22 protein-coding genes and 1 pseudogene are annotated in these 24,046 nt (G+C 39.8%); 10 read left to right on the top strand and 13 right to left on the bottom strand.

Going from position 1 to position 24,046, the window contains the following annotated elements:
• Window positions 1-218: 218 nt before the first annotated feature.
• Window positions 219-2,843 carry a bifunctional aconitate hydratase 2/2-methylisocitrate dehydratase gene (gene acnB / locus NMG88_RS00110; protein WP_042156720.1) on the bottom strand — a complete coding sequence of 875 codons (2,625 nt, stop codon included), beginning with the start codon at window positions 2,841-2,843 and terminating at the stop codon, window positions 219-221.
• 494 nt (window positions 2,844-3,337) lie between these two features.
• Between acnB and NMG88_RS00105 the strand changes: the two genes are divergently transcribed.
• A complete protein-coding gene (locus NMG88_RS00105) occupies window positions 3,338-4,543 on the top strand; it encodes a glycoside hydrolase family 10-like protein (RefSeq protein WP_042156719.1) in 1,206 nt (401 codons plus the stop codon).
• An 87-nt stretch (window positions 4,544-4,630) separates the two neighbouring features.
• Here NMG88_RS00105 and NMG88_RS00100 read toward each other — a convergent pair whose 3' ends face one another.
• Together NMG88_RS00100 and tnpA are read right to left on the bottom strand one after the other, a co-directional pair.
• A complete protein-coding gene (locus NMG88_RS00100; RefSeq protein WP_042156718.1) occupies window positions 4,631-6,103 on the bottom strand; it encodes a site-2 protease family protein in 1,473 nt (490 codons plus the stop codon).
• Window positions 6,104-6,208: 105 nt separating this feature from the next.
• Window positions 6,209-6,608 (bottom strand): annotated as a pseudogene (gene tnpA, locus NMG88_RS00095) (IS200/IS605 family transposase).
• A gap of 80 nt (window positions 6,609-6,688) precedes the next feature.
• Between tnpA and NMG88_RS22625 the strand changes: the two are divergent.
• The 5 genes from NMG88_RS22625 (at window position 6,689) to NMG88_RS00075 (ending at window position 13,724) form a co-directional block, all read left to right on the top strand.
• Complete coding sequence (locus NMG88_RS22625; RefSeq protein WP_081846435.1) at window positions 6,689-6,919, top strand: IS200/IS605 family accessory protein TnpB-related protein; 231 nt, start codon at window positions 6,689-6,691, stop codon at window positions 6,917-6,919.
• Between the two features lie 519 nt (window positions 6,920-7,438).
• The gene (locus NMG88_RS00090) at window positions 7,439-8,113 is read left to right on the top strand and encodes an MBL fold metallo-hydrolase (RefSeq protein WP_227364688.1); all 675 of its coding nucleotides are present in this window, start codon (window positions 7,439-7,441) and stop codon (window positions 8,111-8,113) included.
• Window positions 8,114-8,274: 161 nt separating this feature from the next.
• Window positions 8,275-9,312, top strand: coding sequence for a class II fructose-bisphosphatase (glpX, locus tag NMG88_RS00085; protein ID WP_042157991.1), 1,038 nt, complete (start codon window positions 8,275-8,277; stop codon window positions 9,310-9,312).
• A 141-nt stretch (window positions 9,313-9,453) separates the two neighbouring features.
• Window positions 9,454-10,752 carry a glutamyl-tRNA reductase gene (locus NMG88_RS00080; protein WP_042156716.1) on the top strand — a complete coding sequence of 433 codons (1,299 nt, stop codon included), beginning with the start codon at window positions 9,454-9,456 and terminating at the stop codon, window positions 10,750-10,752.
• Between the two features lie 383 nt (window positions 10,753-11,135).
• Window positions 11,136-13,724, top strand: coding sequence for a CHAT domain-containing protein (locus tag NMG88_RS00075; protein ID WP_254034972.1), 2,589 nt, complete (start codon window positions 11,136-11,138; stop codon window positions 13,722-13,724).
• A gap of 561 nt (window positions 13,725-14,285) precedes the next feature.
• Here the strand turns inward: NMG88_RS00075 and trpA are convergent.
• From trpA to ndhL, 3 genes are all read right to left on the bottom strand, one after another.
• Window positions 14,286-15,089, bottom strand: a complete 804-nt coding sequence (gene trpA, locus NMG88_RS00070; RefSeq protein WP_026793530.1) for a tryptophan synthase subunit alpha — start codon at window positions 15,087-15,089, stop codon at window positions 14,286-14,288.
• Between the two features lie 74 nt (window positions 15,090-15,163).
• A complete protein-coding gene (locus NMG88_RS00065) occupies window positions 15,164-15,469 on the bottom strand; it encodes a DUF3007 family protein (RefSeq protein ID WP_026793531.1) in 306 nt (101 codons plus the stop codon).
• On the bottom strand, window positions 15,469-15,687 hold the full coding sequence (gene ndhL / locus NMG88_RS00060; RefSeq protein WP_036834481.1) for an NAD(P)H-quinone oxidoreductase subunit L: 219 nt from the start codon (window positions 15,685-15,687) through the stop codon (window positions 15,469-15,471). The genes NMG88_RS00065 and ndhL overlap by 1 nt, the downstream gene beginning before the upstream one ends.
• Window positions 15,688-16,030: 343 nt before the next feature.
• Between ndhL and ndhO the strand changes: the two genes are divergently transcribed.
• Window positions 16,031-16,243 carry an NAD(P)H-quinone oxidoreductase subunit O gene (ndhO, locus tag NMG88_RS00055; protein WP_026787367.1) on the top strand — a complete coding sequence of 71 codons (213 nt, stop codon included), beginning with the start codon at window positions 16,031-16,033 and terminating at the stop codon, window positions 16,241-16,243.
• Between the two features lie 326 nt (window positions 16,244-16,569).
• Entirely contained in the window at window positions 16,570-17,538 is a 969-nt protein-coding gene (gene mdh, locus NMG88_RS00050; protein ID WP_042157987.1) for a malate dehydrogenase, read from the top strand.
• A 5-nt stretch (window positions 17,539-17,543) separates the two neighbouring features.
• Here mdh and NMG88_RS00045 read toward each other — a convergent pair whose 3' ends face one another.
• The gene (locus tag NMG88_RS00045) at window positions 17,544-18,506 is read right to left on the bottom strand and encodes an Npun_F2552 family protein (protein ID WP_042156713.1); all 963 of its coding nucleotides are present in this window, start codon (window positions 18,504-18,506) and stop codon (window positions 17,544-17,546) included.
• Between the two features lie 33 nt (window positions 18,507-18,539).
• The gene (locus NMG88_RS00040) at window positions 18,540-18,860 is read right to left on the bottom strand and encodes a hypothetical protein (protein ID WP_026787364.1); all 321 of its coding nucleotides are present in this window, start codon (window positions 18,858-18,860) and stop codon (window positions 18,540-18,542) included.
• Between the two features lie 141 nt (window positions 18,861-19,001).
• Between NMG88_RS00040 and NMG88_RS00035 the strand changes: the two genes are divergently transcribed.
• Entirely contained in the window at window positions 19,002-19,622 is a 621-nt protein-coding gene (locus tag NMG88_RS00035) for a Uma2 family endonuclease (protein WP_254034971.1), read from the top strand.
• 12 nt (window positions 19,623-19,634) lie between these two features.
• Entirely contained in the window at window positions 19,635-20,564 is a 930-nt protein-coding gene (locus tag NMG88_RS00030; RefSeq protein WP_042156711.1) for a 2-hydroxyacid dehydrogenase, read from the top strand.
• A gap of 82 nt (window positions 20,565-20,646) precedes the next feature.
• Here NMG88_RS00030 and NMG88_RS00025 read toward each other — a convergent pair whose 3' ends face one another.
• The 5 genes from NMG88_RS00025 to NMG88_RS00005 all read right to left on the bottom strand — a co-directional run bounded on the left by NMG88_RS00025 (window position 20,647) and on the right by NMG88_RS00005 (window position 23,912).
• Window positions 20,647-21,123 (bottom strand): PIN domain-containing protein, encoded by a 477-nt coding sequence (locus NMG88_RS00025; RefSeq protein WP_042156710.1) that lies wholly within the window; start codon window positions 21,121-21,123, stop codon window positions 20,647-20,649.
• Window positions 21,120-21,383 (bottom strand): UPF0175 family protein, encoded by a 264-nt coding sequence (locus tag NMG88_RS00020; protein WP_042156707.1) that lies wholly within the window; start codon window positions 21,381-21,383, stop codon window positions 21,120-21,122. Before NMG88_RS00020 ends, NMG88_RS00025 begins: the two co-directional genes overlap by 4 nt.
• Window positions 21,384-21,434: 51 nt before the next feature.
• Window positions 21,435-21,716 (bottom strand): BrnA antitoxin family protein, encoded by a 282-nt coding sequence (locus NMG88_RS00015; protein WP_042156705.1) that lies wholly within the window; start codon window positions 21,714-21,716, stop codon window positions 21,435-21,437.
• A gap of 116 nt (window positions 21,717-21,832) precedes the next feature.
• Window positions 21,833-23,083: a glycosyltransferase family protein gene (locus NMG88_RS00010; RefSeq protein WP_042156703.1), complete on the bottom strand. Its 1,251-nt coding sequence runs from the start codon at window positions 23,081-23,083 to the stop codon at window positions 21,833-21,835.
• Between the two features lie 43 nt (window positions 23,084-23,126).
• A complete protein-coding gene (locus NMG88_RS00005; protein WP_027249510.1) occupies window positions 23,127-23,912 on the bottom strand; it encodes a TIGR01548 family HAD-type hydrolase in 786 nt (261 codons plus the stop codon).
• Window positions 23,913-24,046: the final 134 nt, after the last annotated feature.

The raw sequence follows: 24,046 nt of genomic DNA, 5'->3' as shown, positions 1-24,046 counted from the left end.
AAAACTATACTACTTTATTGTCGCAGGATCAATGGCCTAAGTATAGCAGGGAGTAGGAAAGGGGAGCAAGATTAGTATTTGTGATCACAACACCAGTATATACAATTATTCCATCATTGTGTTACAGGAAAAGAGAGTAAGATAGTTGTTTGTAATCACAACAAAAGTCTACCAGATCATCCCCCCATTCCCTCGCACCGGAAGGGGGGATAGGGGGGTTAGGTCAACGCCGGAATACCCAAAATATCTTCAATTTTCGGCATTTCTTCTAATGGAATTACCCGACCTTCATCTTCAAATCCAGCAATTTGATCAAAGTTCAAATAACGGTATAAATCCGCCGCAAACGGGTCAACTTTCTTAGTCACAATTTCCCGATATTCTTCAACCGTTGGAATTCGTCCTAACAACGCACAAACCGCCGCTAATTCCGCCGAACCTAAATAGACTCGCGCATCCTTACCCATGCGGTTATTGAAGTTACGAGTCGAGGTTGAAAACACCGTTACCCCATCAGCAACTCGCGCCTGATTTCCCATACAAAGGGAACATCCCGGCATCTCCGTTCTCGCCCCAACAGCATCAAAAACCTCATAAATTCCTTCATCCCGCAATTGCTTTTCATCCATGCGAGTTGGGGGACAAATCCACAGACGAACACTGGTTTTTGGCGCCCCTTCTAATATCTTAGCAGCCGCCCGATAATGCCCAATATTCGTCATACAAGAACCAATGAACACCTCATCAATTTTGTCTCCCGTACATTCGGACATTAACTTAATATTATCGGGGTCATTGGGAGCCGCCACAATGGGTTCTTTGATCTGGTTCAAATCCACTTCAATAATATCAGCATATTCGGCATCTTCATCCCCTGCCATTAACACCGGATTTGCTAACCATTGTTCCATTTTTGCCACCCGTCGCATCATCGTTTTAGCATCTTGATAACCCCGGGCGACCATATTAGTCATTAGGGCAACATTGGAACGTAAATACTCAGCAATAGTTTCTTGACTGAGCTTAATCGTAGACCCAGCACAGGAACGTTCTGCCGTTGCATCGGTTAATTCAAAGGCTTGTTCCACCTTTAAATCTGGTAAGCCTTCCATTTCCATAATCCGACCATTGAAAACATTTTTCTTGTTTGCCTTCTCCGTCGTTAACTTGCCTTGCTGCATGGCAACGTAAGGAATGGCGTTGACAATATCGCGTAGGGTAACACCCGGTTGTAATTCTCCTTTAAATCTGACTAACACCGATTCCGGCATATCCAACGGCATCACACCGAGTGCTGCGGCAAATGCTACCAACCCCGAACCCGCAGGGAAGGAAATCCCCAGGGGAAAACGGGTGTGGGAGTCGCCCCCAGTTCCCACCGTATCGGGTAACAACATCCGATTTAACCAAGAGTGAATAATCCCATCCCCCGGACGCAGGGCTACACCGCCCCGAGTGGAGAAGAAATCGGGTAATTGTTGATGGGTTTTGATGTCAACGGGCTTGGGGTATGCTGCGGTGTGACAGAAACTCTGCATCACCAAATCAGCCGAAAATCCTAAGCAGGCGAGTTCTTTCAGTTCATCCCGGGTCATCGGGCCTGTGGTATCCTGGGAACCTACTGTGGTCATCAACGGTTCGCAGGATGTCCCCGGACGTACTCCCGCCAACCCGCAGGCTTTTCCGACCATTTTCTGGGCCAGGGTAAAGCCTTTTGCGGTTTGATCCCCCCTTGATCCCCCCTTAGTAAGGGGGGTTGGACGTACAAATAAATTAGAAAGTTCTAAACCTAATGCTTGACGGGTCTTATCGGTTAAGCTGCGACCAATTAATAAGGGAATCCGACCCCCGGCCCTGACTTCATCTAAAATAGTATCCGGTTTGAGGGTAAAGGTAGAAATCACCTCTCCGGCTTCGTTGGTAATTTCTCCTTTATAGGGATAAATAGTAATCACATCCCCAGTATTCAGTTTACTAACATCGCATTCGATGGGTAAAGCGCCGGAGTCTTCGGCGGTATTAAAGAAAATAGGGGCAATTTTTCCCCCCAGAATATAACCCCCTGAGCGTTTATTGGGGACGTAGGGAATATCATTGCCAATATACCACAACACTGAGTTAATCGCCGATTTACGAGATGAACCCGTACCAACCACATCTCCGACATAAGCGACAGAATGCCCTTTTTTCTTCAGTTCGGCAATGGTTTCTAACCCTCCCGGTATCCGACTTTCCAACATAGCTAAGGCGTGTAAGGGAATGTCAGGGCGGGTGGTGGCGTGGGTAGCGGGGGAAAGGTCATCGGTGTTGGTTTCCCCTGGGACTTTAAAGACAGTTACGGTAATGGTTTTCGGCAGTTTCGGACGTCCGATAAACCAGTCTGCTTCCGCCCAAGCGTCAATAACTTGTTTAGCAAAGGGGTTAACCTCTGATAAATGCAGAACATCATGGAAGGCGTCGAAGACTAACAACGTTTTGCTGAGGGCGGTAGCGGCGGCGGCGGCAATATTCTCATCACGGGCTTTAAGTAAGTCGATTAAAGATTGGACGTTATACCCGCCTACCATTGTACCTAAAAGGGAAACGGCACCTTGATGGGATATCAGGGGGCTGGTAATTTCGTCTTTGGCGATGGCGGTTAAAAAGGCGGCTTTGACATAAGCGGCTTCATCGACACCGGGGAGGATACGGTCTCTGAGTAGTGTCATCAAGAATTCTTTCTCCTCCTCCGGCGGGTTTTTCAAGAGTTCGCAGAGTTCGGCGGTTTGTTCGGCGTTGAGGGGAAGGGGCGGAATTCCCAGTTGGGCGCGTTCTTCGGCGTGTTGACGATAGGCTTGTAGCATAGGTTGGGGTGTTCTCCTGTAATACCTTGATTTTAGTTATTGTATTGTAATGGGAAGTTTACGGGAGTTACTGGTAAACGGATTTTCAAGAAAAGATGATTTATAGATTATGATCTAATTAATAGTTGTTTGGGCAATTGACTATGGTTACAAAAAAAATGATTCAAGAAAAAATAGCGGATTTAACAGAAGAACAACTTAATCAAGTTTATGACATGATTGAACAATTAAGTAGTTCAGAATAATCCTTCTAAATGGTAATTAGTGCGATCGCTTATTTATTACTTAATTTACCATTGTTCAATAGATAAACCATCTACATAGGTCATGTTTAACTCCTTTGATTAAAGTTCAGGTTTTGTGCTATATTATGGGAATAATAAACAACCCTTAAGATTATCTTTAAAATTTGGTAAATTATTAAAATATTCTAAAAATACAGGGTTATCTGCTAAATTGATGATTTCTGTTTTAAACTTATACACTTGGGTTTCATGGCGAAAAATTCGTGGCGATATGGTCTTTCAAAAGGCACAAAACAAATACTTAAATCAATTTCTCTGATGATTTTGGGGCTGGGATTAATAGTTTTATTATCTGCTCACCCTGGTATTGCGAATACTCCCAAAATATTTCCAGAAATTCGAGGAGTTTGGGTGACAACAAATGATACAGATATTGTTAGAGATCATGCTAAATTACAGGAAGCAGTTAATCAACTAGCAAGACTCAATTTTAATACGATTTATCCGGTAGTTTGGAATTCTGGTTATGTATTTTATCCCAGTGGAGTTGCTCAATCGGGAGGTTTTCAACCATTTATTCGTAAAGGGTTACAGGGACAAGATATTTTAGCAGATTTAATTAATCTAAGTCATCAAAAAGGATTATTAGTAATTCCTTGGTTTGAATTTGGATTTATGACCTCACCATCTTCGGAATTAGCTTTAAATCATCCCCAGTGGTTAACCAGCCGTCAAGATGGAATTCAAACCTGGGAAGGCGCCGCCGGAGAGGTAGTTTGGTTAAATCCTTTTCATCCAGAAGTACAACAATTAATTACCAATTTAGTTTTGGAAGTCATGACTCAATATCAGGGGGATGGTATCCAATTTGATGATCACTTGAGTTTACCGATTGAATTTGGTTATGATCCCTATACGGTTAAGTTGTATCAGCAACAAACAAATTCACTCCCTCCAAAAGACCCAAAAGACCCAACTTGGGTGCGTTGGCGTGCGAATAAAATTACAGAATTTGTGGAAAAATTGAATAAAACCGTGAAAGCGAAAAATCCTAAAGCGATTTTTTCCGTTGCTCCCAATCCCTATCATACTGCTTATAATAGTCATCTGCAAGATTGGGTTAGTTGGGTGAAAAAAAATCTAGTTGATGAGTTAATTGTACAGATTTATCGACCCGATTTACCGAGTTTTACTAGAGAATTAATTAAGCCAGAAATTCAAGAGGCGCGGGGAAAAATTCCGACTGGAGTAGGAATTTTAACGGGTTTAAGAAATCGACCGATCTTGATGCAACAAATTCAAGCTAAGATACAAGCGGCGCGTCAAAATGGCTTAGGGTTTTCGTTCTTTTTCTATGAAAGTTTATGGGATGAAGCACCCGAGCCCGCCAATGAAAGACAAGCAAAATTTCAATCCCTATTCTATTATCCAGCTTCGCGGGCATTTATGAGATAATCTTTCAAATAGGTAATGGGTAATGGGTAATGAATAGCAGATTAAAATCCGTGAAATCCTCTTAAATCCGTGATCCCCATTACCTACTTAATAATTCAACAATTGAGCAATAACAGAAGGCATCGGGAGTATTATTAATAATAATAATCCCAAGGTTGATAACCCAATAATATCTCGAATATTATTGAGTTCACTGACATCATTCAATGCGGGTTCATCTTGTAAAGGGAAAAAGAATAATAATAGGGCAAAGATCAGAAATTCACTGTGAATTAATCCTAAAATTAAGATTAAGAATCGTGCCACTTGACCGATAATTAGACTGGTTTTTTGACCCAACATAGCATGAACAATATGACCGCCATCTAGTTGTCCGATTGGGATTAAATTAAATGCTGTGATTATTAATCCTAAATATCCAGCGATCGCCACTGGATGTAAATTGATCGCGTGTTCAGAAGTTAACCCAGCACCTAATATAAACTTACTTAATACTGTTAATAAAAATGAAAAACTAGGATTCAAGGATTCAAAATTTAAAAATCCTGAAATTTTCGGATCAAAAGGAACAACCGTTGACTGACTTAACCCCAAAATTAATAGCGGTAAGCTGATGATAAATCCAGATAAAACTCTAACAATACTAATATCAAATAATGCTTGACGATGGGGAAAAGGCGATCGCATTTGAATAAAAGCACCCACAGTTCCTAACCAAAAAGGAATCGGGATAAAATAAGGTAAAGTCGCGTTGATTTTATACCAGCGAGCCGTTAAATAATGGGCGGACTCATGAATCCCTAAAATTACCATTAAAGCAATACTATAGGGTAGTCCTGCCAATAATAAACTGGGGTTGTCTTGCCAATCATCCAGGGGAATATTTGCCATTTCAACACCCGCTACCGTGGTTGTAAATAGAGTAATTAAAAATAAACATAAAGCCAAAATCGGCTGACCTAATGGTTGAGATTGAATCGAATCAGCCTTTTCTTGATAGGGATTAGGGACTAAAGCAAAAAATGGTTTATCTTGAAGATCCTGTTGAAAAGCAATTAAAAAGCGATCGCTAAATTTAGCCTTAATATTGTCTCTAATCGTCTGATAAGCCCGATCAGGATTAGACCGTAACTGACCCCGACAAATCACCGATTGTAAACGATATTCAATATTATGTAAGGGAAACACCGTCCAAGGAAAACAACTGCGAAGAATGTCTTCTTCCTGTTGATCTAGGGGGCGTGGTAAACTGGGTTTTTCCAGGGGAAGAATCGAGTTTTTTGGAGTAGCAATATCTGATTCCGGTGATGGCGGAGGAAGACGCCCCCACTGCACCAAAAACCAATATAAACAGGGACAAACAATAAAGGGAATAATCACTAACTCGGCGGGAATCGGTTTTTGATCGTAGATCCAAATCCAAGTCCCCCAAATGAACGCCGGAGTCATCATCACCAACCAAAGTAACCAAACCGGAGTCCGGGTAATTTGAGCCACACCCCTTTGCAGAAGCCAGTAGGTCATCAACCCCAAAATTATTAACCAAAATAACATGATCATCGGTAGTTTTAATTAAGTTAAAATCGACAATTACAATAACTGTATTCAAAGCCCACGTCTTTCAAGCGTGGGATGTAGAATACCCGCCTTTCGGCGGAGTGAAGGTTAATGAGAGTTTTGGTTTGCAATATATTTCTTGATAGTTTCACTCTTATACACAACCAGCCGTCCCACAATAATAACTCCTAGTCCACAAAGAAGGCAGTTTAAGTAAATGAGGAAATTCTTTTCTTAATATTCTTGATGATGCCCCTTTGATTCTAAACATAATTTGATATGGGGCAACTAAAGGGTGGCAACTAATAAACAAATGCACATGATCGGGCATTATCTCCAGAGCTAGGACATCACACTCTAGCTTTTTTGCTTTTTGGTAGATAATTTCTTCCAATTTTCTACTTACTTCATTGACTAATACCCTTTTCCGTCTTTTAGGACAAAAGACAAAATGATAGTTAATCAGGCTCACTGATGTGTTTTTTCTTTTGTACTGATTTTCTGTCATTGTCGATCATTGTCGATACACACGATTCATCAACCTTATGTTATCATGGTTGCCATGACTAAGATAACTCGGACGATCAAATTAAAATTCTTCGTTTTGCTGAATATCATAATGCCGATGTTGTTATAGAGGATTTAGAAGGTTGTCGAAACACAATGAAACAGAGACAGAAATCTCGTTCTGATTCTGGTCAATCTCGACACACTTGGTCTTATTATTCTTTGGAACAAAAACTTAATTATAAGTTGGCTCTTAAAGGATTGAAATTAATTAAAAGACCTGCACCATATACCTCAGTACGATTCGTTTGACCTAAAGTAAGCCTAAAAGATTACGGGACGGTCAACCCAGTTGATGAAACTGGTGATAACTGATTACATTTGTAGGTGAGACGCTGTGCGTCAAGTCCTATCCCTCAAGTGCTGAGGTGAAAGCATAACCCCTAGTTTGTATGGGTAGCAACCAACAGGCTAAAGCGGGGTTAAAAGGTAGAACTACTAGAAGCCAAATCCGGTAACTATCGAGCAAGAAGTCCATGTGTAATGTAAAGTAAAGATGTATCCGAACCATCGTGAATGGTAATGGTGAAATGGCTAAATCAGAGTAAAACCCATCGTACCTATAACAAATAGACCTACAGAGAGATGCTTCTGTAATGGATTCATCCGGTTTAGCTGATGGGGTGTTTGGCACACCCCCGAACTCGGTGAAAAACAATCAAACAGAGTATGTTCAACTATCTTTGTTTGATTGGACTAGATCCGAGAATCCCACCCCTTTAGCGTAGCGTAGGGGTGGGAGTGTCAAACCCTAAAAATTAATCTAATAATATGTTACAGGAGCGTTCTGTACCCAAACCCCCCCAGCTTGTGCTGGAAAATGTTTATGCCTTCCCACCCAACCGGGAAACCTTGGGCGGAACAGCCTATTTCATTGTAGAGAACCAGGGGAATATCCTAATTGATGCTCCCCCTTGGAATCGGACTAATCAGCAGTTTATCGAGCAGCTAGGGGGCCTTCAGTGGTTATTTATTACCCATCGGGCGGCTATTGGCTCATCGCGCGAAATTCAAAAATCCACCGGATGCAATATTCTGATCCAAGAGCAAGAAGCCTATTTACTACCTGAGTCCAACGTCAACACTTTTGAGACTGAGTTAAAGTTGAGTTCCCAGAGTTCGGTTTTTTGGACACCAGGACATTCTCCGGGTTCATCCTGCCTCTATTTTAGTGGACATGGGGGAGTATTGTTCACCGGACGTCATCTATTACCAAATCTCCAGGGCCAACCTGTTCCCCTCCGCACCGCCAAAACCTTCCATTGGCCACGACAATTAAACAGTATTCGATTAATATTAGAGGGCTTTAATTCCGATACCCTGCACCATATTTGTCCGGGGGCCAATACCGGAGCCTTACGGGGAGAACGTTTGATTAATCAGGCTTACAACCAATTGGCCACCCTGGATTTAGAAGCCTGTTTGCTGACAGCAGCGATTTTTTAGCCCAGAGGACGTTTAATAGATGCTGACTCCCCTGACTCGCAGTAAAAATTAACAAAAACTAAACTCCCCCAAATGAAAACCGCATCCCCCCCTCTGATAGACTAAAACACTGGGAGTGTCTAATAATTCGGCAATCTCAGTTCTTGGGAGGAAAAAATTCTGTGGATAATGTTATTGGGTTAGAGATTATTGAAGTCGTCGAGCAAGCTGCGATCGCATCGGCTCGTTTAATGGGGAAAGGCGACAAAAATGGGGCCGACCATGTGGCCGTGGAAGCCATGCGTAAACGCATGAACCAAATTCACATGAGAGGACGGATCGTAATTGGGGAAGGAGAAAGAGACGAAGCCCCCATGCTTTATATTGGTGAGGAAGTCGGGATCTGTACCCAAGACGATCCATCCAAATTCTGTAACCCCGACGAACTGCTAGAAATTGATATCGCCGTTGACCCCTGCGAAGGAACTAACTTAGTCGCCTATGGTCAAAATGGCTCCATGGCCGTCTTAGCAATTTCTGAAAAAGGCGGTCTATTTGCGGCTCCTGATTTCTACATGAAGAAATTAGCAGCCCCGGCGGTGGCTAAGAATCACGTTGATATTAACAAATCTGCCACCGAAAACCTGAAAATTCTTTCCGACTGCATGAACCGCTCCATTGAGGACTTAGTGGTGGTGGTCATGGATCGTCCCCGCCACAAAGACCTGATCAATGAAATTCGCACAGCCGGCTCCCGGGTGCGTTTGATCAGTGATGGAGACGTTTCTGCTGCCATTTCCTGTGCCTTTTCGGGAACCAATATTCACGCACTCATGGGAATTGGGGCTGCACCAGAAGGAGTAATTTCTGCTGCTGCCATGCGGGCTTTAGGCGGTCACTTCCAAGGTCAGTTAATCTATGATCCAGAAGTGGTGAAAACCGGATTGATTGGGGAAAGCAGAGAAGGTAATCTAAATCGCCTCGAAGAAATGGGAATCAATGATGCTGATAAGGTCTATGATGCCCATGAATTAGCCTCCGGTGAAACGGTGTTGTTTGCGGCTTGTGGAATTACACCAGGTACTTTGATGCAAGGCGTGCGCTTCTTTAGTGGTGGTGCTCGGACTCAAAGTTTAGTTATTTCTTCTCTGTCTAAAACTGCTCGGTTTGTCGATACTGTTCATATGTTTGGCCAACCCAAAAATATTCAGTTGCACTAAAATTTAAGCATCAGTAATCAGTCATCAGTTTTTGGTTTTTGGTTTTTGGTTTTTTAACTAACACTGGAAAACTATTAGCGATTTACTGATTACTGATTACTGATTACTGATTTTTGAAACCGTATTTATAACAACTGTTGTATGAATATTGCTGTTGTCGGTCTAAGTCATAAGACTGCCCCCGTTGAGGTGCGTGAAAAATTGAGTATTCCCGAACCTCAACTGGATGCTGCGATCGCTCATTTATTAAGTTATCCCCATATCGAAGAAGTTGCAATTCTTAGCACCTGTAACCGCTTAGAAATTTATTTAGTAGCAACAGAAACTCAACCGGGAATTCGGGAAGTTACTCAATTTTTATCGGAAAAAAGTAAATTACCTTTACAACAATTACGCCCCCATTTATTTACCCTAATTCATGATGATGCCATCATGCACTTAATGAGGGTCGCTGCCGGGTTAGATAGTTTAGTTCTAGGGGAAGGACAAATTTTATCCCAGGTCAAACAAACCCATAAATTAAGCCAACAATATAAAGGAATTAGTCGCATTCTAAACCGTTTATTTACCCAAGCATTAACAGCCGGAAAACGGGTCAGAACCGAGACCAGTATTGGTACAGGAGCAGTTTCTATTAGTTCGGCTGCGGTCGAATTAGTACAGATGAAAGTCCAGAACTTAAGTAATTATCGAGTTGCCATTTTAGGTGCGGGCAAAATGTCTCGCCTATTGGTTCAGCATTTAATCTCTAAAGGTGCAAACCAAATCTCTATTCTCAATCGGACATTAGGACGGGCTAAAGAATTAGCTAATCAATTTCCCGATGCTGATTTACGAATTTATACCATGTCGGAAATGATGTCTGTAATGGCAAATTCTGATATTGTATTTACCAGTACCTCGGCGACCGAACCCATTATAGACCGAGCTAAATTAGAAACGATTTTAACCCAATCTCAACCCCTAATGTTAGTCGATATTTCTGTTCCTCGGAATGTCGCTACTGATGTGAATGAGTTAGCCCATATTCAAGCTTATAATGTGGATGATTTAAAAGCGGTTGTCGCGCAAAACCATGAAAGTCGCCGTCAAATGGCTCAGGAAGCGGAAGTTTTATTGGAAGAGGAAGTACAAGCCTTTGATGTTTGGTGGCGCAGTTTAGAAACAGTACCCGTGATTAACTGTTTACGCGATAAAATCGAAACGATTCGAGAACAGGAATTAGAAAAAGCTTTATCTCGCTTAGGGACAGAATTTGCTGATAAACATCAAGAAGTGATTGAAGCTTTAACGCGAGGAATTGTTAATAAAATTCTTCATGATCCAATGGTACAACTTCGCGCTCAACAGGATATTGAAGCTCGACGTCGGGCGATGCAAACTTTACAAACTTTGTTTAATTTAGAACCTGAAAAAAATTCTAGTCAACAATACAGTTAGGTTGACTGTTTTTTCTCAAGACTGACTCCTGATCTTAAAGCCATCAACAAGAGTTTTGATGGCTTTAAGATTTTATAAACCTCTGTGACCTAACCCCCCAGCCCCCTTCCCTGCAAGGGAAGGGGGAGCAATTAATATTTTAAAATCTCTCAGAGATTTCATATTAGGAATTTTTCTCCCCTCTCCTTGCAGGAGAGGGGTTGGGGGAGAGGTCACACAGGAATCTGTCTCCAGAATGAAACAGCCCTGGTCTACAGGGGGGGTTTGTAGCAAACATTTAGGAATTTCATATAAACTCTGAATCACAATTGTCAAAAAATCTTGCCGATTCTCAAAAACGAGGTTAAATTGATACTAATACCCGACGTATCTACCCCAGTACCATGAACTCACGTCTAGGATTAATCGCTTTATTCACTTTATTAACCAGTTTAACCTTAACAATTCCCTCTCCACTCCTATTGGGGAAAAAATTTGAGAGGGGTAATAGAGTATTCGCCCAAACGGTTACAGAACGAAAAGCCGAAGCAGACCGATTATTAGAGCAGGGAAGACAACAAAATACAACTAGCCAATACCAAGCCGCAATTCAGTCTTTAGAAACTGCATTAAACATTTATCGTGAAATCGGCGATCGCAATGGAGAAGGAAAAGCTCTCAATAATTTGGGTATTGCTTACAGTGACTTAGGACAATATCAAAAAGCAATTGAGTTTTATCAACAGTCTTTAACTATTACCCGTGAAATCGGCGATCGCAATGGAGAAGGATTTGCTCTCGGTAATTTGGGTATTGCTTACAATCGCTTAGGACAATATCAAAAAGCAATTGAGTTTTTTCAACAGTCTTTAACTATTTTCCGTGAAATCGGCAATCGCAATGGAGAAGGATTTGCTCTCGGTAATTTGGGTATTGCTTACAATAGCTTAGGACAATATCAAAAAGCAATAGAGTTTTATCAACAGTCTTTAACTATTTTCCGTGAAATCGGCAATCGCAATGGAGAAGGATTTGCTCTCAATAATTTGGGTCTTGCTTACAATCGCTTAGGACAATATCAAAAAGCAATTGAGTTTTTTCAACAGTCTTTAACTATTGTCCGTGAAATCGGCGCTCGCAATGTAGAAGGAATTGCTCTCAATAATTTGGGTTCTGTTTACCGTAGCTTAGGACAATATCAAAAAGCAATTGAGTTTTTTCAACAGTCTTTAACTATTGTCCGTGAAATCGGCGCTCGCAATGTAGAAGGAATTGCTCTCAATAATTTGGGTTCTGTTTACCGTAGCTTAGGACAATATCAAAAAGCAATTGAGTTTTATCAACAGTCTTTAACTATTGCCCGTGAAATCGGCAATCGCAATGGAGAAGGATTTGCTCTCAATAATTTGGGTCTTGCTTACAATCGCTTAGGACAATATCAAAAAGCAATAGAGTTTTTTCAACAGTCTTTAACTATTTTCCGTGAAATCGGCGATCGCAATGGAGAAGGACTTGCTCTCAATAATTTGGGTCTTGCTTTGTTTAAATTGAAGAATTTTCCTGAAGCTGAAAAATATCTGTTTTCTAGTCTCGAAGTCAGGGAATCTCTGCGACAAGGAATTCAAGACGACCTCGATAAAGTATCTCTTTCCGACACTCAACGCAGTTCCTATAATCTGCTTCAACAAGTTTTAATTGCTCAAAATAAAACTGAGCCAGCTTTAGAAGTTTCTGAACGAGGTCGGGGGAGAGCGTTAGTCGAGTTATTAACTCAACGATTCAACCCCAATTCAGAACCCTTTTCTCCGGTTGTTTCTTTAGCCCAACTCCAAGCCATTGCTCGACAACAAAATGCAACAATTGTTCAATATTCTAGGATTTTTGATCAATTTTCACGAGACGGTAAAGAACAATACCTAGCGTCAGAATTATATATTTGGGTAATTAAGCCCACTGGAGAAGTTGAGTTTAGACAAACCGATCTTAAACTTCTTTGGCAAGAACAAAACACTTCTCTAGGTCGTCTCATTTTCGCAGCGCGTTGCTTTGGTAATGATGTCTGTAGAAGTGATTTTATTACCGCTTCAGCTAGTTCTAATGTTGTAACTCGTTCTAATTTGACAAGCACTCCTCCTCAATATCGAGAGTTAAAAGAACTCCATCAACTGTTAATTAAACCCATTGAAGATTTATTACCGACTAACCCAGATGAACGAGTAATTTTTGTTCCCACAGACGCTTTATTTTATCTACCTTTTGCGGCTTTGGTAGATGAGGAAGGAAAATTCTTAATTGAAAAACATACAATTGTAATGTCTCCTGCCATTACTGTGTTAGAAACGACTCACAAACAACGGCAAAATTTGTCTTCTTCTGCCCAAGATATTGTGATTGTGGGTAATCCACAAATGCCGAAACTTGCAACGAGTCCAGGGGAAGAACCTCAACCGTTAGCTTCCCTTCGCTATGCTGAAAAAGAAGCGATTGAGATTGCTAAAATGTTCAATACTTCGGCTTTAATTGGAGCCAATGCAACAGAATCAACGGTAGTTGAACGCTTGAAAACTGCTCGAATTATTCATTTTGCTACTCACGGAATTGTTGATAATATTCAACCTTTAAATAGTAGCGTAGCGTTAACTCCTGGGGGTTCGGAGGATGGATTATTAACGGCGGATGAAATTTTTGACTTAAAATTAAATGCAGAATTAGTGGTTTTAAGTGCCTGTGACACTGGACTTGGACGGTTAACCGGGGATGGGATGATTGGGTTATCTCGTTCGTTTTTGAATACAGGAGTTCCGAGTTTAGTGATGTCGTTATGGGCTATAGATGATCGAAAAACCTCTCAATTGATGGTACAATTTTATCAGAACTTACAGACGACACCCAACAAAGCCCAAGCGTTACGACAAGCGATGTTAACGATGAAAAATCAATATCCTGATCCTTATTATTGGGCGGCGTTTACTTTAATTGGTGAAGCTGAATAATTATTTTGCCAGATCATTTGACTCAAAATCACAGAGAAGGGTTAAAGAGAGAACCCGCCTTGTTTACTTTAATTGGTGAAGCTGAATAATTATTTTGCCAGATCATTTGACTCAAAATCACAGAGAAGGGTTAAAGAGAGAACCCGCCTTTTGGTAATTTGCTGTCAAGCTCGGTCGCTTGATGGCTTAAAACCCCTTCCCTCAAGACTTAGAGACTGCATTACCAGAAAAAGTGGGTGATTGCAAAAGACCTCTTGAAATCCCTAAGCCAGCTTGCAATAATAAAAAACAGAAAGGCACATTACGAGGGTTTCAAGGAGCTGGAGGTAATGTGTTTATGGGAACACAATACTTCCAGCGTTCTTGCTTTTTTCTGTGAAACCCGTAAAAATTAAGCCAAGAGTTCAAACATTAAGTAGATCGCAGTGTTTGTTTAATCGGAACACATCTTAGCGAAATTATACACAAAAATTGTTGAACAAGCTACATTAAGCTTCAAAAAACATCATAACCCCTCAATTAACCGCTCAGATCCGTGAATTACAAACCTGGTTTTGTAGCCTAATTTCTGATAGCTGTTTTTAGATCTTGACAGAATTGACCAATATCTGCTAAAGCTTGTTCCGGTGTTCCTTGAGCTAATCGTTTGACAAAAGCACTACCAACAATCACCGCATCCGCACCCCAATTTCGCATTTGGGTAGCCTGTTCGGGTTGAGAAATCCCAAACCCAACTCCAATGGGTTTATCTGTAAGACTCCGCATTTCCTTCAGGATATCTTCAACACGGGTTTGAACTTGCGATCGCATTCCTGTGACCCCAGTGACACTGACTAAATAAATAAACCCTTGAGATTGACGGGCGATTAATTCAATTCGTTCTTTAGGGCTAGTGGGTGCTACCAGTAACGTGACTTCTATGCCAATTTCACGGGCGGGTTGTAGTAAGGTTTCTGCTTCTTCTAAAGGTAAATCCGGGACAACTAAACCCCTAGCTCCGGCTTGATAAATCTGTTCTAAAAAGGGTTTAATCCCTCGATGCAAAATGGGATTATAATAGGTAAATAAAATAATGGGGGCTTTCAGCGTTGGGCTAACGGTTGCCACCATTTCTAATACTTGATCTAAACGAGTTCCTTTTTGTAAGGCGCGAGTTGCAGCCGCTTGAATGACTGGGCCATCTGCCAACGGATCAGAATAAGGAACTCCTAATTCGATTAAATCGGCTCCATTTTGATCCAGAACTTGTAAGGCTTTCGCCGTTGTTTCTAAGTTCGGATCACCGGCGGTAATAAACGGAATTAAAGCACAGTTTTTTTTGTCCGAAGTTCTTAAAGCTTCAAAGCATTGAGAAACAGAAATCATTAAAATTAAACTCAAATAGACTAATTTATTATCCAATTATTGCAGAGCAAGAGAAGAAAAAAATAGTAAAATTTTTACTTGTTTTTCTCTTCTTCGACTTCCGCTTGAAGTTGAGCCAGTTCTTCTGGAGTCATTTCTTCTAGTCGTTTTTGTAAAACGGCATCTTCATAGTTTTTTAGTTGTTGGTTATAGGTCATATTTCGACTTCCCACTCGGAATAAATAAGTGAGTAACCAAATAAATAAACCACCTACTAAAAACGTTTGACTCCAGATGCCAGCATCAAAGCTATTCAGACCCACCCATTGTAAAATTAGGTAGATCGATCCACCTGTCAAAAAGACAAGCATTCCAATAGCAATAACATCAATTCGTCGCATTAGCTGGCAATTTTTCTAGGTTGAGGACGGAAATTTATAAAAGGAGCCAGAAGAATTAATCCAGGGAAAAAGAAGAAGACTAAAAAGTACATAAAGGCTCGTTCAAAGGAACTGGCTACATACCAACGAGCATTCATATAGGCATATAAGGCAGCCGGAAGCACTAATAAATAAGCACCCGCTAAAGCGGTGTAGAGTAATAGGGTAATCAGTAGCATAATTGCAGGTTTAAAAATAAACAGCCACTTAACATCAGACAATTCTAAACTATAGCACCCAGTGGAGGGAATCGGGACAGGGCTGTTTGATTTTTTCCAAAAACGGGTGTGACCTCTCCCCAGTTTCTCCGCGTCGTTGAACCTCCACTGGCTAAAGCCGAGTGGATTCTTTATTTCACAGGCTCTTAACTAGGATGTATCCCCCGTCAGAAAAATTTGGATTTTAATCCCGTTGCGATCGCCTCCTATATTTTTCCTTAAGTTGACACCAATGGTTGCTCGGATACCCCGATAAACCCTTAAAATTGGGTAAGATTTTATAACCATGGGAAGTTAACGAGTTATGGGCATTAAAAAAGGTGATTTTGTTCACGCGGTTCGGGAAAAGTTAGAAAACAGCTTAGAAGCAAAAGCTAGTGATCCTCGATTTTCTGCTTATATTTTTGAAACTAAAGGGGAAATCATGGAATTGCGGGGGGACTACGCCCTGATTAAATTTGGACAAGTTCCCACCCCTAATATTTGGTTAAGATTGGATCAATTAGAATCAGCTTAATCAGTCATCAAGCATCCGCATTATCAGTTATCAGTTGAAGAAATAAGTAGTTACACAAAATCAATTACCTAGTTGAGAGAGGGAACAGCCCCCGGGGGGCTAGGGGGGGAGGGAACAGGGTGGAGGATGTGTAATTAATTTTGTTTAGGTACTTACTATCTCGAAGGTGCGGATTTCTATAATATTACCTATTACCTATTACCTATTACCTATTACCTATTACCTATTACCCATTACCTATTACCTATTACCTATTACCTATTACCTATTACCTATTACCTATTACCTATTACCTATTACCTATTACCTATTACCTATTACCTATTATGTTATCGATTCCATTTTTTCCTCCTTCTTGTCATTCAACTCGGGTTTCTATTATTGGGGCGGGAAAAGTCGGAAGTACCCTCGCCCAGCGTATTATTGAACAAAATATTGCTAATGTTGTTTTATTGGATATTTTAGAAGGAGTGCCTCAAGGAATTGCTTTAGATTTAATGCAAGCGGGTTCGGTGGAAGGTCATGATCGACAAATAACTGGCACAAATGATTATCGCGATACTGCTAATTCAGATATTATTGTTATAACTGCCGGAAAGCCTCGAATTCCTGGGATGAAGCGGGATAATTTAATTAGTATTAATGCCAAAATTGTTGTCGATGCGGCTCAAAAATCAATTCAATATTCCCCGGATGCAGTATTTATTATTGTGACTAATCCCTTAGATATTATGACTTATATTGCTTGGCAGGCAACAAAGATTGAACCCCATCGCGTGATGGGCATGGCTGGGGTTTTAGATTCATCGAGATTTCAAACGTTTATCGCTATGGAATTAGGAATGTCTATGGCGAATATTCATGCCACCGTATTAGGAAGTCATGGGGATTTAATGGTTCCTTTACCCCGTTATACAACTGTTAATGGGATTCCAATTACAGAATTAATTGATCAAAAAACCATTAATAAAATTGTCGAACGTACCCGTCAGGGCGGGGGAGAAATTGTACAATTATTAAAAACAGGAGGAGCTTATTTTGCCCCGGCATCTTCGATTAGAATTATGGTGGAATCTATTTTACGTCAACAATTGAGATTATTACCCGCCTGTTCTTATTTACAAGGGGAATATGGCTTAAACGATATTTTTCTGGGGGTTCCCGCCTGGTTAGGTTGTCGGGGAGTAGAACGGATTTTGGAACTCGATTTAACCGAATCTGAACATCAAGCTTTGATGGAATGTAGCACATCAGTTAGAGCCGGAATTAATCAAGCCCTAGAATTTTTAGGCTAGATAAATCACTTAGAATTACCATAGGTTTCCATCGGTTCCTTAATCCAACGAATATAAAAGTGTCGAAAAGTAGATTTCAAAACCCTAGGTAAACCAAAATCAATTGGAACCAAAGCTGCGGGTAATTTCCAATCGGAAATTTGTAATTCTTTAGGGGTTAATAAAGGATAATTAATCTCCGCTAATTCGGTACATAATCCTAATCGTTGAGCAGCCATAATAGTTGGAACCCAACTCGGATCAACCTGAAGCAGATCAACAACAGTTCTATCTAAAGAAAATACATGATCCGCCGCGGCTAAAATCCCTAATTCCTTTGGTTCTCCATTACTGGGGCCATTGCCTTCATGACCAATAATAGCATCTAAAATGGTTAAATTGGGATTAATTGCCCTAGCAGTTTCTACTAACATTTCCCCAAACCGATCAACATCTTTTCCCGCTTCTAAATGCCACCAGGCTTTCATTTTTCCGGGGACACAACCAAAAAGATTTTTAACTCCCATGGTTAGGGTTAATTGAACATGGGATTTTAATTTAGGTAAATTAATCACCACGTCAGCTTCCATGGCTTCTTTACTTAACCGTAAATGATCGAACCCTTCCCCGACGGTTTCATAGCGTTTTCCTTTAAATTCAACTATCGGTAAATTCAAGGATTCAATTAAGGGTAAATAACCATTTTTCCGGGCGACACCTAAAGCACTCCCAAAGGCAGGACTATCCCCTAAAAAGGGTTTTCCTCCCGCTTGAATCACCGATTTAGCCACCGCCGCCACCAATTCCGGGCGCGTGACGCATTCTTTGGTTGGACGACTTCCAGTTAATAAATTTGGTTTGAGTAAAACCCGATCGCCCGGTTTCACAAAAGCGGTCATTCCTCCCATGGGTTCGAGTAAAGTTTCCAGGGATGTTTCTAATATTTGAGGGTGATAAGAATGAGTCCGAATTAAAGATACAGTTGGCATAAATCACCGAATTTTATGGGTTATTTAATAACTTTATTCAGTCATTTTTAAACGACCGACAGCACCCCGATGGAGGGCAGTTACCCGTTGAGAATTGAGGAAAATTCCCTGTCCTTGTAACTCAGGAACTGGCGGTTTTAACTCCACTTTATCCACCTTAGCCATATTAATCATAACAGTTTGATCAATCAGGTGAAAAGTCAGCCATGATTGATCTAAAAGTTGGGGGAGTTGCTGAACTAATTCCACAGGTGGAATCGGAACGCTAAAAGATTCCTCATGACCATTATCATAATAGAAGGTGATTTGTGTTGTCGTGGTGTTGTTCAATTGTGCAAAAGACCCTCTGGGCATAAGTCAATTTCTCCTAAAATGGGACGATTTCGCAAAATAATTAAATTTTGATTATCCTATTTTAGATCATTTTGGTCTATATTGATGTACCAAGATCAGATACAATCACATAAATTATTCTATAGTTTTCCTGTGGCTGCAATGTCTAAATCTTCTCATCCTGGTAATATCCTCCTAAAAAATATCCCTTGGCAGGATTTAGAAACGATTTTGTTTAAACGGCAAAAAAATGGCGAGACGCTCCTTGCTTATGATAATAGAACTTTAGAATTAATTACCCCCTCACTTGAACATCAAGAATATCGTGAAATTTTAGAAGAATTTATTATTGCTTTATTGGATTTACAAAACATTAATTATCGTTGTTTGGGTTCGGTATTATGGCAACGACCGGATTTACAAATTAGTTTAGAAGTGGATAGTTGTTTTTATATTCAAAATCTATCTGCTATTGAGAAACAATTAACCATTAGTTTACTCGAAAATCCTCCCCCGGATTTAGTCTTAGAAATTGATTTAACCCAAAAATCTCTATCCAGACGTTCAATGTATGCTCGTTTAGGCATTCCTGAAGTTTGGCGTTGTGATCAAAATAAACTTAAAATTTATCAGTTACAGGGTGAAGATTATCAACAAACACCTAGAAGTTTAGTCTTTCCTGAAATAGCATTAGAAAGTTTGCCACAAATTATTAAACATAATATTAAATCGGGTCGAGTTTCTGTTCGGCGTGAATTTCAAAAATGGTTAATAACTATTTAGAGGATAAAAAAAATGACTCTCTTATTATTAGGGGAATTTGAAGATACTCAAGTTTGGATTTCTGCAATTAAAACCCATCAACCCGATTTAAAAATCGAAGTTTATCCCGATGTTGATAATTTAGCAGATATTGACGCGGTTTTAGTTTGGATGCACCCATTAGGAGTTATTGAAAAATTCCCTAATTTAAAGGTAATTATCTCAACGGGTGCGGGTGTGGATCATATTTTACGAGATCCAAATTTACCTGCTAATATTCCCATTGTCCGGTTAGTAGATGAATCTTTAACCTCCCAAATGTCGGAATATATTCTCTTAGCAATTTTACAGTTTCATCGTCAATTTGCGGACTATAAAATTCAACAAAATCAACAATTATGGCGAGGTTTATCCCCTAGAAATACGGAAAATTGTACCGTAGGAATTTTAGGGTTAGGGGTTTTGGGTTCAGATATTGCTCAAAAATTAAATATATTGGGGTTTTCGGTGCGAGGTTGGAGTCGGACACCTAAAATTTTAGATAATATTAATTGTTTTTCGGGAGAAACACAATTAAATCTATTTTTAAGTGAATGTTCGGTTTTAGTTTGTTTATTACCTTTAACACCCGAAACCGAGGGAATTTTAAATCAAAAAACCTTTGCTGCTTTACCTCAAGGAGCTTATTTAATTAATGTAGCTAGGGGTAAGCATTTAGTTGAGGAAGATCTATTAACTGCGTTAACATCCGGTCAACTTTCCGGCGCTTGTTTAGATGTTTTTCCAATTGAGCCCTTACCCGAAAATCATCCTTTTTGGAGACATCCTCAAATTATTGTAACTCCTCATATTGCGGCGAAAACTATTCCCACTTGTGTAGCTCCACAAATTATTACAGCCATGCAAAATAGTCAGGAGGGATTAATATTAAATAATACTATTGATCTATCCAAAGGATATTAACTTTGTGGAATATTTTTTCATAAGTTAAAGATGTTATATTAGTTTAACTCTATTATTGCAGCTTGGGTGGGTATTATCTATTTTACAAATTATGTTTATCTAACAATCTTTGTAACAAACTTTCCGATACCCAAAAAGATGTCTTTTGAAGATTGTCGATGGCTGTAGATAAGTTGATCAGTTTCATCGTTGTGGCTTGATCCAAAATACCCAGTATTCCTGTAATAGATAAACCTCTATCTATCGCTATGCGTCTTGCTTTCATATCATCTAAAATAACTAAATCAGCATTAAGTTGTTGTGCTAAAAGAATCGCTTCACGTTCACCAGGATCAAGTAAATCTATTATTTCGTCAGCAGGTTGAGTAACAGTCTCAATTTTGAGCCAATTAGGTGTATTTATGATCCAATTTCTCACATTTTCCGGTGCATCTCTAGCTGATAATTCTTGATAAACTGCACAGGGAATAATAATTTGTGAAAATAATTGCGGAAGCAAGTCAATTTGTCCAATTAAAATCAAGTAATTAATCGGCGAAGTATTAGAAATAATAATCATTCTGAAGCTAAAAGATGACGAATAGTTTGAACATCTTGTTCTAAATCATTTTCAGTATAAGGTAAATAAGCTTTTTCTTGCTTAAGAAATTCGTAGGTTTCCCAACGAGAAGAAAATTTGAGTATTCGTCTTACTTCAGAAGCACCGATTTGACCTTGACGGTAATAATCGGCGGTGATTAGTTCCAAAATACGCCGAGAAATATTAACAGACTGTAATTTTTCTACTATTTCATCAGGGAGTTCAAGGGTGATTTGCATGGTGATTTTTGGGTTATAGTTTTGTAATCTACTCTATTGATTAACTAATTCTCAAAAAATTGTTTGGATTTCTGCTGATGTTAAAGTTACAGCCCGCAGTTCTTCTTGAAAAATCCGGCGTAGTGTATCTTCATCTAAGGGAAGTTTAGCTTGATTAAGAGATTGTCGTAACGCTTGATTGATCATTGTTTGATAACCTTTCCCTTCAGCGTCTCCTTTTTGTCTAAACGCTTCTAAGATATCATTATCAATATAGATGGTAATGCGAGTTTTACCTTCTTGTGGGACGATTGCACCCCGTTTAGCCTGATGAAAATCATATTCCGGTTTCATACCCCGTGTTTTTGTAAATTGCTTTTAGCTTTTTCAGGATTCCATTCAACTTGCATACATATATTATATGTATTCGTGAGAATTTTGTAAAGCTATGGGTAAAATAAAACATCGTTCTAGGTTGTGATTTTTAAGCATTCCTTAATCACAATATTTGCTAATTTTTGGGCTGCTCCTGGTTTTCCTCTAACTTGTCGTAAACGCTGACGCATTGCTTCTAATTGTTCGGGATGGTCTAAATAATTTAAGACTAAATTTCCGATATCTTCCGGTTGAAGTTCTCCGACTAATTCGGGAACAATTTCCTGTTTTGCCCAAATATTTGGCCAAGCAAATAATTTACCCTGTTTTAATACTAATCTATTAATAATTTTAGCAAAAATAGCACCCAACCCTGGTAAATTAGCTAAAATTCCGGGGATACCATCCCAAGACCGCATTGCATCTAATTGTTGAGTAGGTAATAATACAATCATCGGTACAGCTAAGGCTCCTAATTGAGCGGTATTTGCTCCAACTGTAGTTAAACATATCTGACATTTTGAGAGTAAATCATAAGCGGGAAATTGGGTATAAAGTTCGATTTTAACCCCATTTTGAGTTTCCAAATAAGCCGGATTTCCTAAGTGTAATTTTCCCGAAATTCCGCCAAATTGTGCTATAATAGGATTAGATTCACAATCGGCAAATTTGGCTAAGGTTTGTAAATCCAAGGTAGGAGCAACGGGAATAACTAATCTAATTTCGGGACGTTTTTGGTGTAAATATTCGGATATTGCTAAGGTTAATGCCATTCCTTGAGCTAATTTTATAGCTTTAGAACCGGGTAATAATCCAATGATAATATCCTCAGAAACAATAGCAGAAGAACTCGATAAAGTCACATCTGCCATTAAATCTCCAATCACTTCTAATTTAGCTTGATAGGGTTGGGGAATATCATCTAAAATCTCTGATTTCATTACCCCAAACCGATCAATATAACGCCACCAGCGCGCTTCCCATTCGGCATAAATAACGCTCCGATATCCCAATTTTTTACTAATTACTAAAGTAAAAAATTGATCTCCTCCTAAAAATAAAACCACACCTTTTTGATACCAGTCCCAATTAGCTGCGGTTTTTCCGAATAACAAAAATTGCCAAAAATATTCCGCGCCTTGAATTCGATCAATTTCCGGGTAATAACTAGCAATATTAACTTCATTTCCTGTAGCATTAGGACAAGGAGATAATATTAGGGAAATTCTCACCTGAAAAAATTTATTTTGTAGCTGTTTTCGTAATGCTTGAATAACGGGATATACCCAAGTTGTGATTTCACCTGGGCCATTAGAAAGGATGACAATATCAATTGTGTTTTTCATATTAAATAAGAAAATAAGAGTGCGCCCAAGCGCAAGAACGGGATTATTTATAAACTATTAATTGCTGAATTATTGTTGGGGTTAATGCTTCTAAATGACTTAATACTATTGTTGCTCCGGCGGTTTCTAAGTTATGTTGATAGGCTTGACGACGTTCTGGATCAGCCTGTTGAATATGGGGCGGAAGTATCCCCACACCGACCCAAATGCGATCGGGTTGGAGTTGTTTTGCTCTTGTTACTGTGTATAAATCAGCCACCGTATCCCCAACATAAAAAACCGGAGTTGGTGAATTTTCTGCGGTTTCTAATTCGGCGATCGCTTCAAAAAGTCCCGTCGGGTCAGGTTTTCCGGGGACATCTTCCATCGCCCTTAATACGGGATCACCTAAATTCAGTTTACCCTGTAAAACATAGAGGGCTTCATCCCGCATCGCCCCGCTAAAGAAACCCCAGGAAATATTATTTTCTGTCAAGTCTTGAAAGTATTTAGGGGTACACAGTAGGGGCTCAGAGGTAATATAACCTCTCCATTCATCGGGATTTGAGCCACGATAGCGGGACTGGAAAAAATCAACCAACTGTTGATAGTTTAGAGAAATCTCGGCGCGGTTTTGTCCCTGGGCTTCCCAGTAACGATAGACTAATTCTTGAGAGGCTTCCCAGTCGTTATTCCAAATTCCTTCTGATTTGAGATCATCAATATCGGTGATGCTGGGACGGTAGGAACTGGTAAACTGTTCTACGGTATCTGCGATCGCCCGTCGATAGGAACCTCCGACATCCCGAATTACTCCATCAATATCAAAAACAACAATAGCCGTTTTCATCCCGTTGACCTTCAATTTCGCTATGCTCAAGGCTACACCCGAAGGCTACACCAACGCAAATCTTGATTAGAAGTAATTTAGTGAACAAATTATGTAAGATTTGGTGAAAGATATGATAAGATAGAGGATTGTAA

It is taken from the genome of Planktothrix agardhii, from assembly GCF_904830935.1.
GTDB classification, from domain to species: domain Bacteria; phylum Cyanobacteriota; class Cyanobacteriia; order Cyanobacteriales; family Microcoleaceae; genus Planktothrix; species Planktothrix agardhii.
The sequence above is the reverse complement of the archived record's forward strand: the minus strand, read 5'-3'. Positions and strand labels throughout refer to the sequence as shown.

What these genes read in the sequence shown, in the direction of transcription:
- NMG88_RS00105 (WP_042156719.1), top strand. Translation starts at nt 3,338, where the DNA reads ATGGCGAAAAATTCGTGGCGATATGGTCTTTCAAAAGGCACAAAACAA.
- NMG88_RS00020 (WP_042156707.1), bottom strand. Translation starts at nt 21,383, where the DNA reads ATGCAAATCACCCTTGAACTCCCTGATGAAATAGTAGAAAAATTACAG.
- NMG88_RS00075 (WP_254034972.1), top strand. Translation starts at nt 11,136, where the DNA reads ATGAACTCACGTCTAGGATTAATCGCTTTATTCACTTTATTAACCAGT.
- NMG88_RS00090 (WP_227364688.1), top strand. Translation starts at nt 7,439, where the DNA reads ATGTTACAGGAGCGTTCTGTACCCAAACCCCCCCAGCTTGTGCTGGAA.
- NMG88_RS00030 (WP_042156711.1), top strand. Translation starts at nt 19,635, where the DNA reads ATGACTCTCTTATTATTAGGGGAATTTGAAGATACTCAAGTTTGGATT.
- NMG88_RS00065 (WP_026793531.1), bottom strand. Translation starts at nt 15,469, where the DNA reads ATGCGACGAATTGATGTTATTGCTATTGGAATGCTTGTCTTTTTGACA.
- NMG88_RS00040 (WP_026787364.1), bottom strand. Translation starts at nt 18,860, where the DNA reads ATGCCCAGAGGGTCTTTTGCACAATTGAACAACACCACGACAACACAA.
- NMG88_RS00100 (WP_042156718.1), bottom strand. Translation starts at nt 6,103, where the DNA reads ATGATCATGTTATTTTGGTTAATAATTTTGGGGTTGATGACCTACTGG.
- NMG88_RS00080 (WP_042156716.1), top strand. Translation starts at nt 9,454, where the DNA reads ATGAATATTGCTGTTGTCGGTCTAAGTCATAAGACTGCCCCCGTTGAG.
- NMG88_RS00035 (WP_254034971.1), top strand. Translation starts at nt 19,002, where the DNA reads ATGTCTAAATCTTCTCATCCTGGTAATATCCTCCTAAAAAATATCCCT.
- ndhL (WP_036834481.1), bottom strand. Translation starts at nt 15,687, where the DNA reads ATGCTACTGATTACCCTATTACTCTACACCGCTTTAGCGGGTGCTTAT.
- trpA (WP_026793530.1), bottom strand. Translation starts at nt 15,089, where the DNA reads ATGATTTCTGTTTCTCAATGCTTTGAAGCTTTAAGAACTTCGGACAAA.
- NMG88_RS00010 (WP_042156703.1), bottom strand. Translation starts at nt 23,083, where the DNA reads ATGAAAAACACAATTGATATTGTCATCCTTTCTAATGGCCCAGGTGAA.
- mdh (WP_042157987.1), top strand. Translation starts at nt 16,570, where the DNA reads ATGTTATCGATTCCATTTTTTCCTCCTTCTTGTCATTCAACTCGGGTT.
- acnB (WP_042156720.1), bottom strand. Translation starts at nt 2,843, where the DNA reads ATGCTACAAGCCTATCGTCAACACGCCGAAGAACGCGCCCAACTGGGA.
- ndhO (WP_026787367.1), top strand. Translation starts at nt 16,031, where the DNA reads ATGGGCATTAAAAAAGGTGATTTTGTTCACGCGGTTCGGGAAAAGTTA.
- NMG88_RS00005 (WP_027249510.1), bottom strand. Translation starts at nt 23,912, where the DNA reads ATGAAAACGGCTATTGTTGTTTTTGATATTGATGGAGTAATTCGGGAT.
- NMG88_RS00045 (WP_042156713.1), bottom strand. Translation starts at nt 18,506, where the DNA reads ATGCCAACTGTATCTTTAATTCGGACTCATTCTTATCACCCTCAAATA.
- NMG88_RS00025 (WP_042156710.1), bottom strand. Translation starts at nt 21,123, where the DNA reads ATGATTATTATTTCTAATACTTCGCCGATTAATTACTTGATTTTAATT.
- NMG88_RS00015 (WP_042156705.1), bottom strand. Translation starts at nt 21,716, where the DNA reads ATGAAACCGGAATATGATTTTCATCAGGCTAAACGGGGTGCAATCGTC.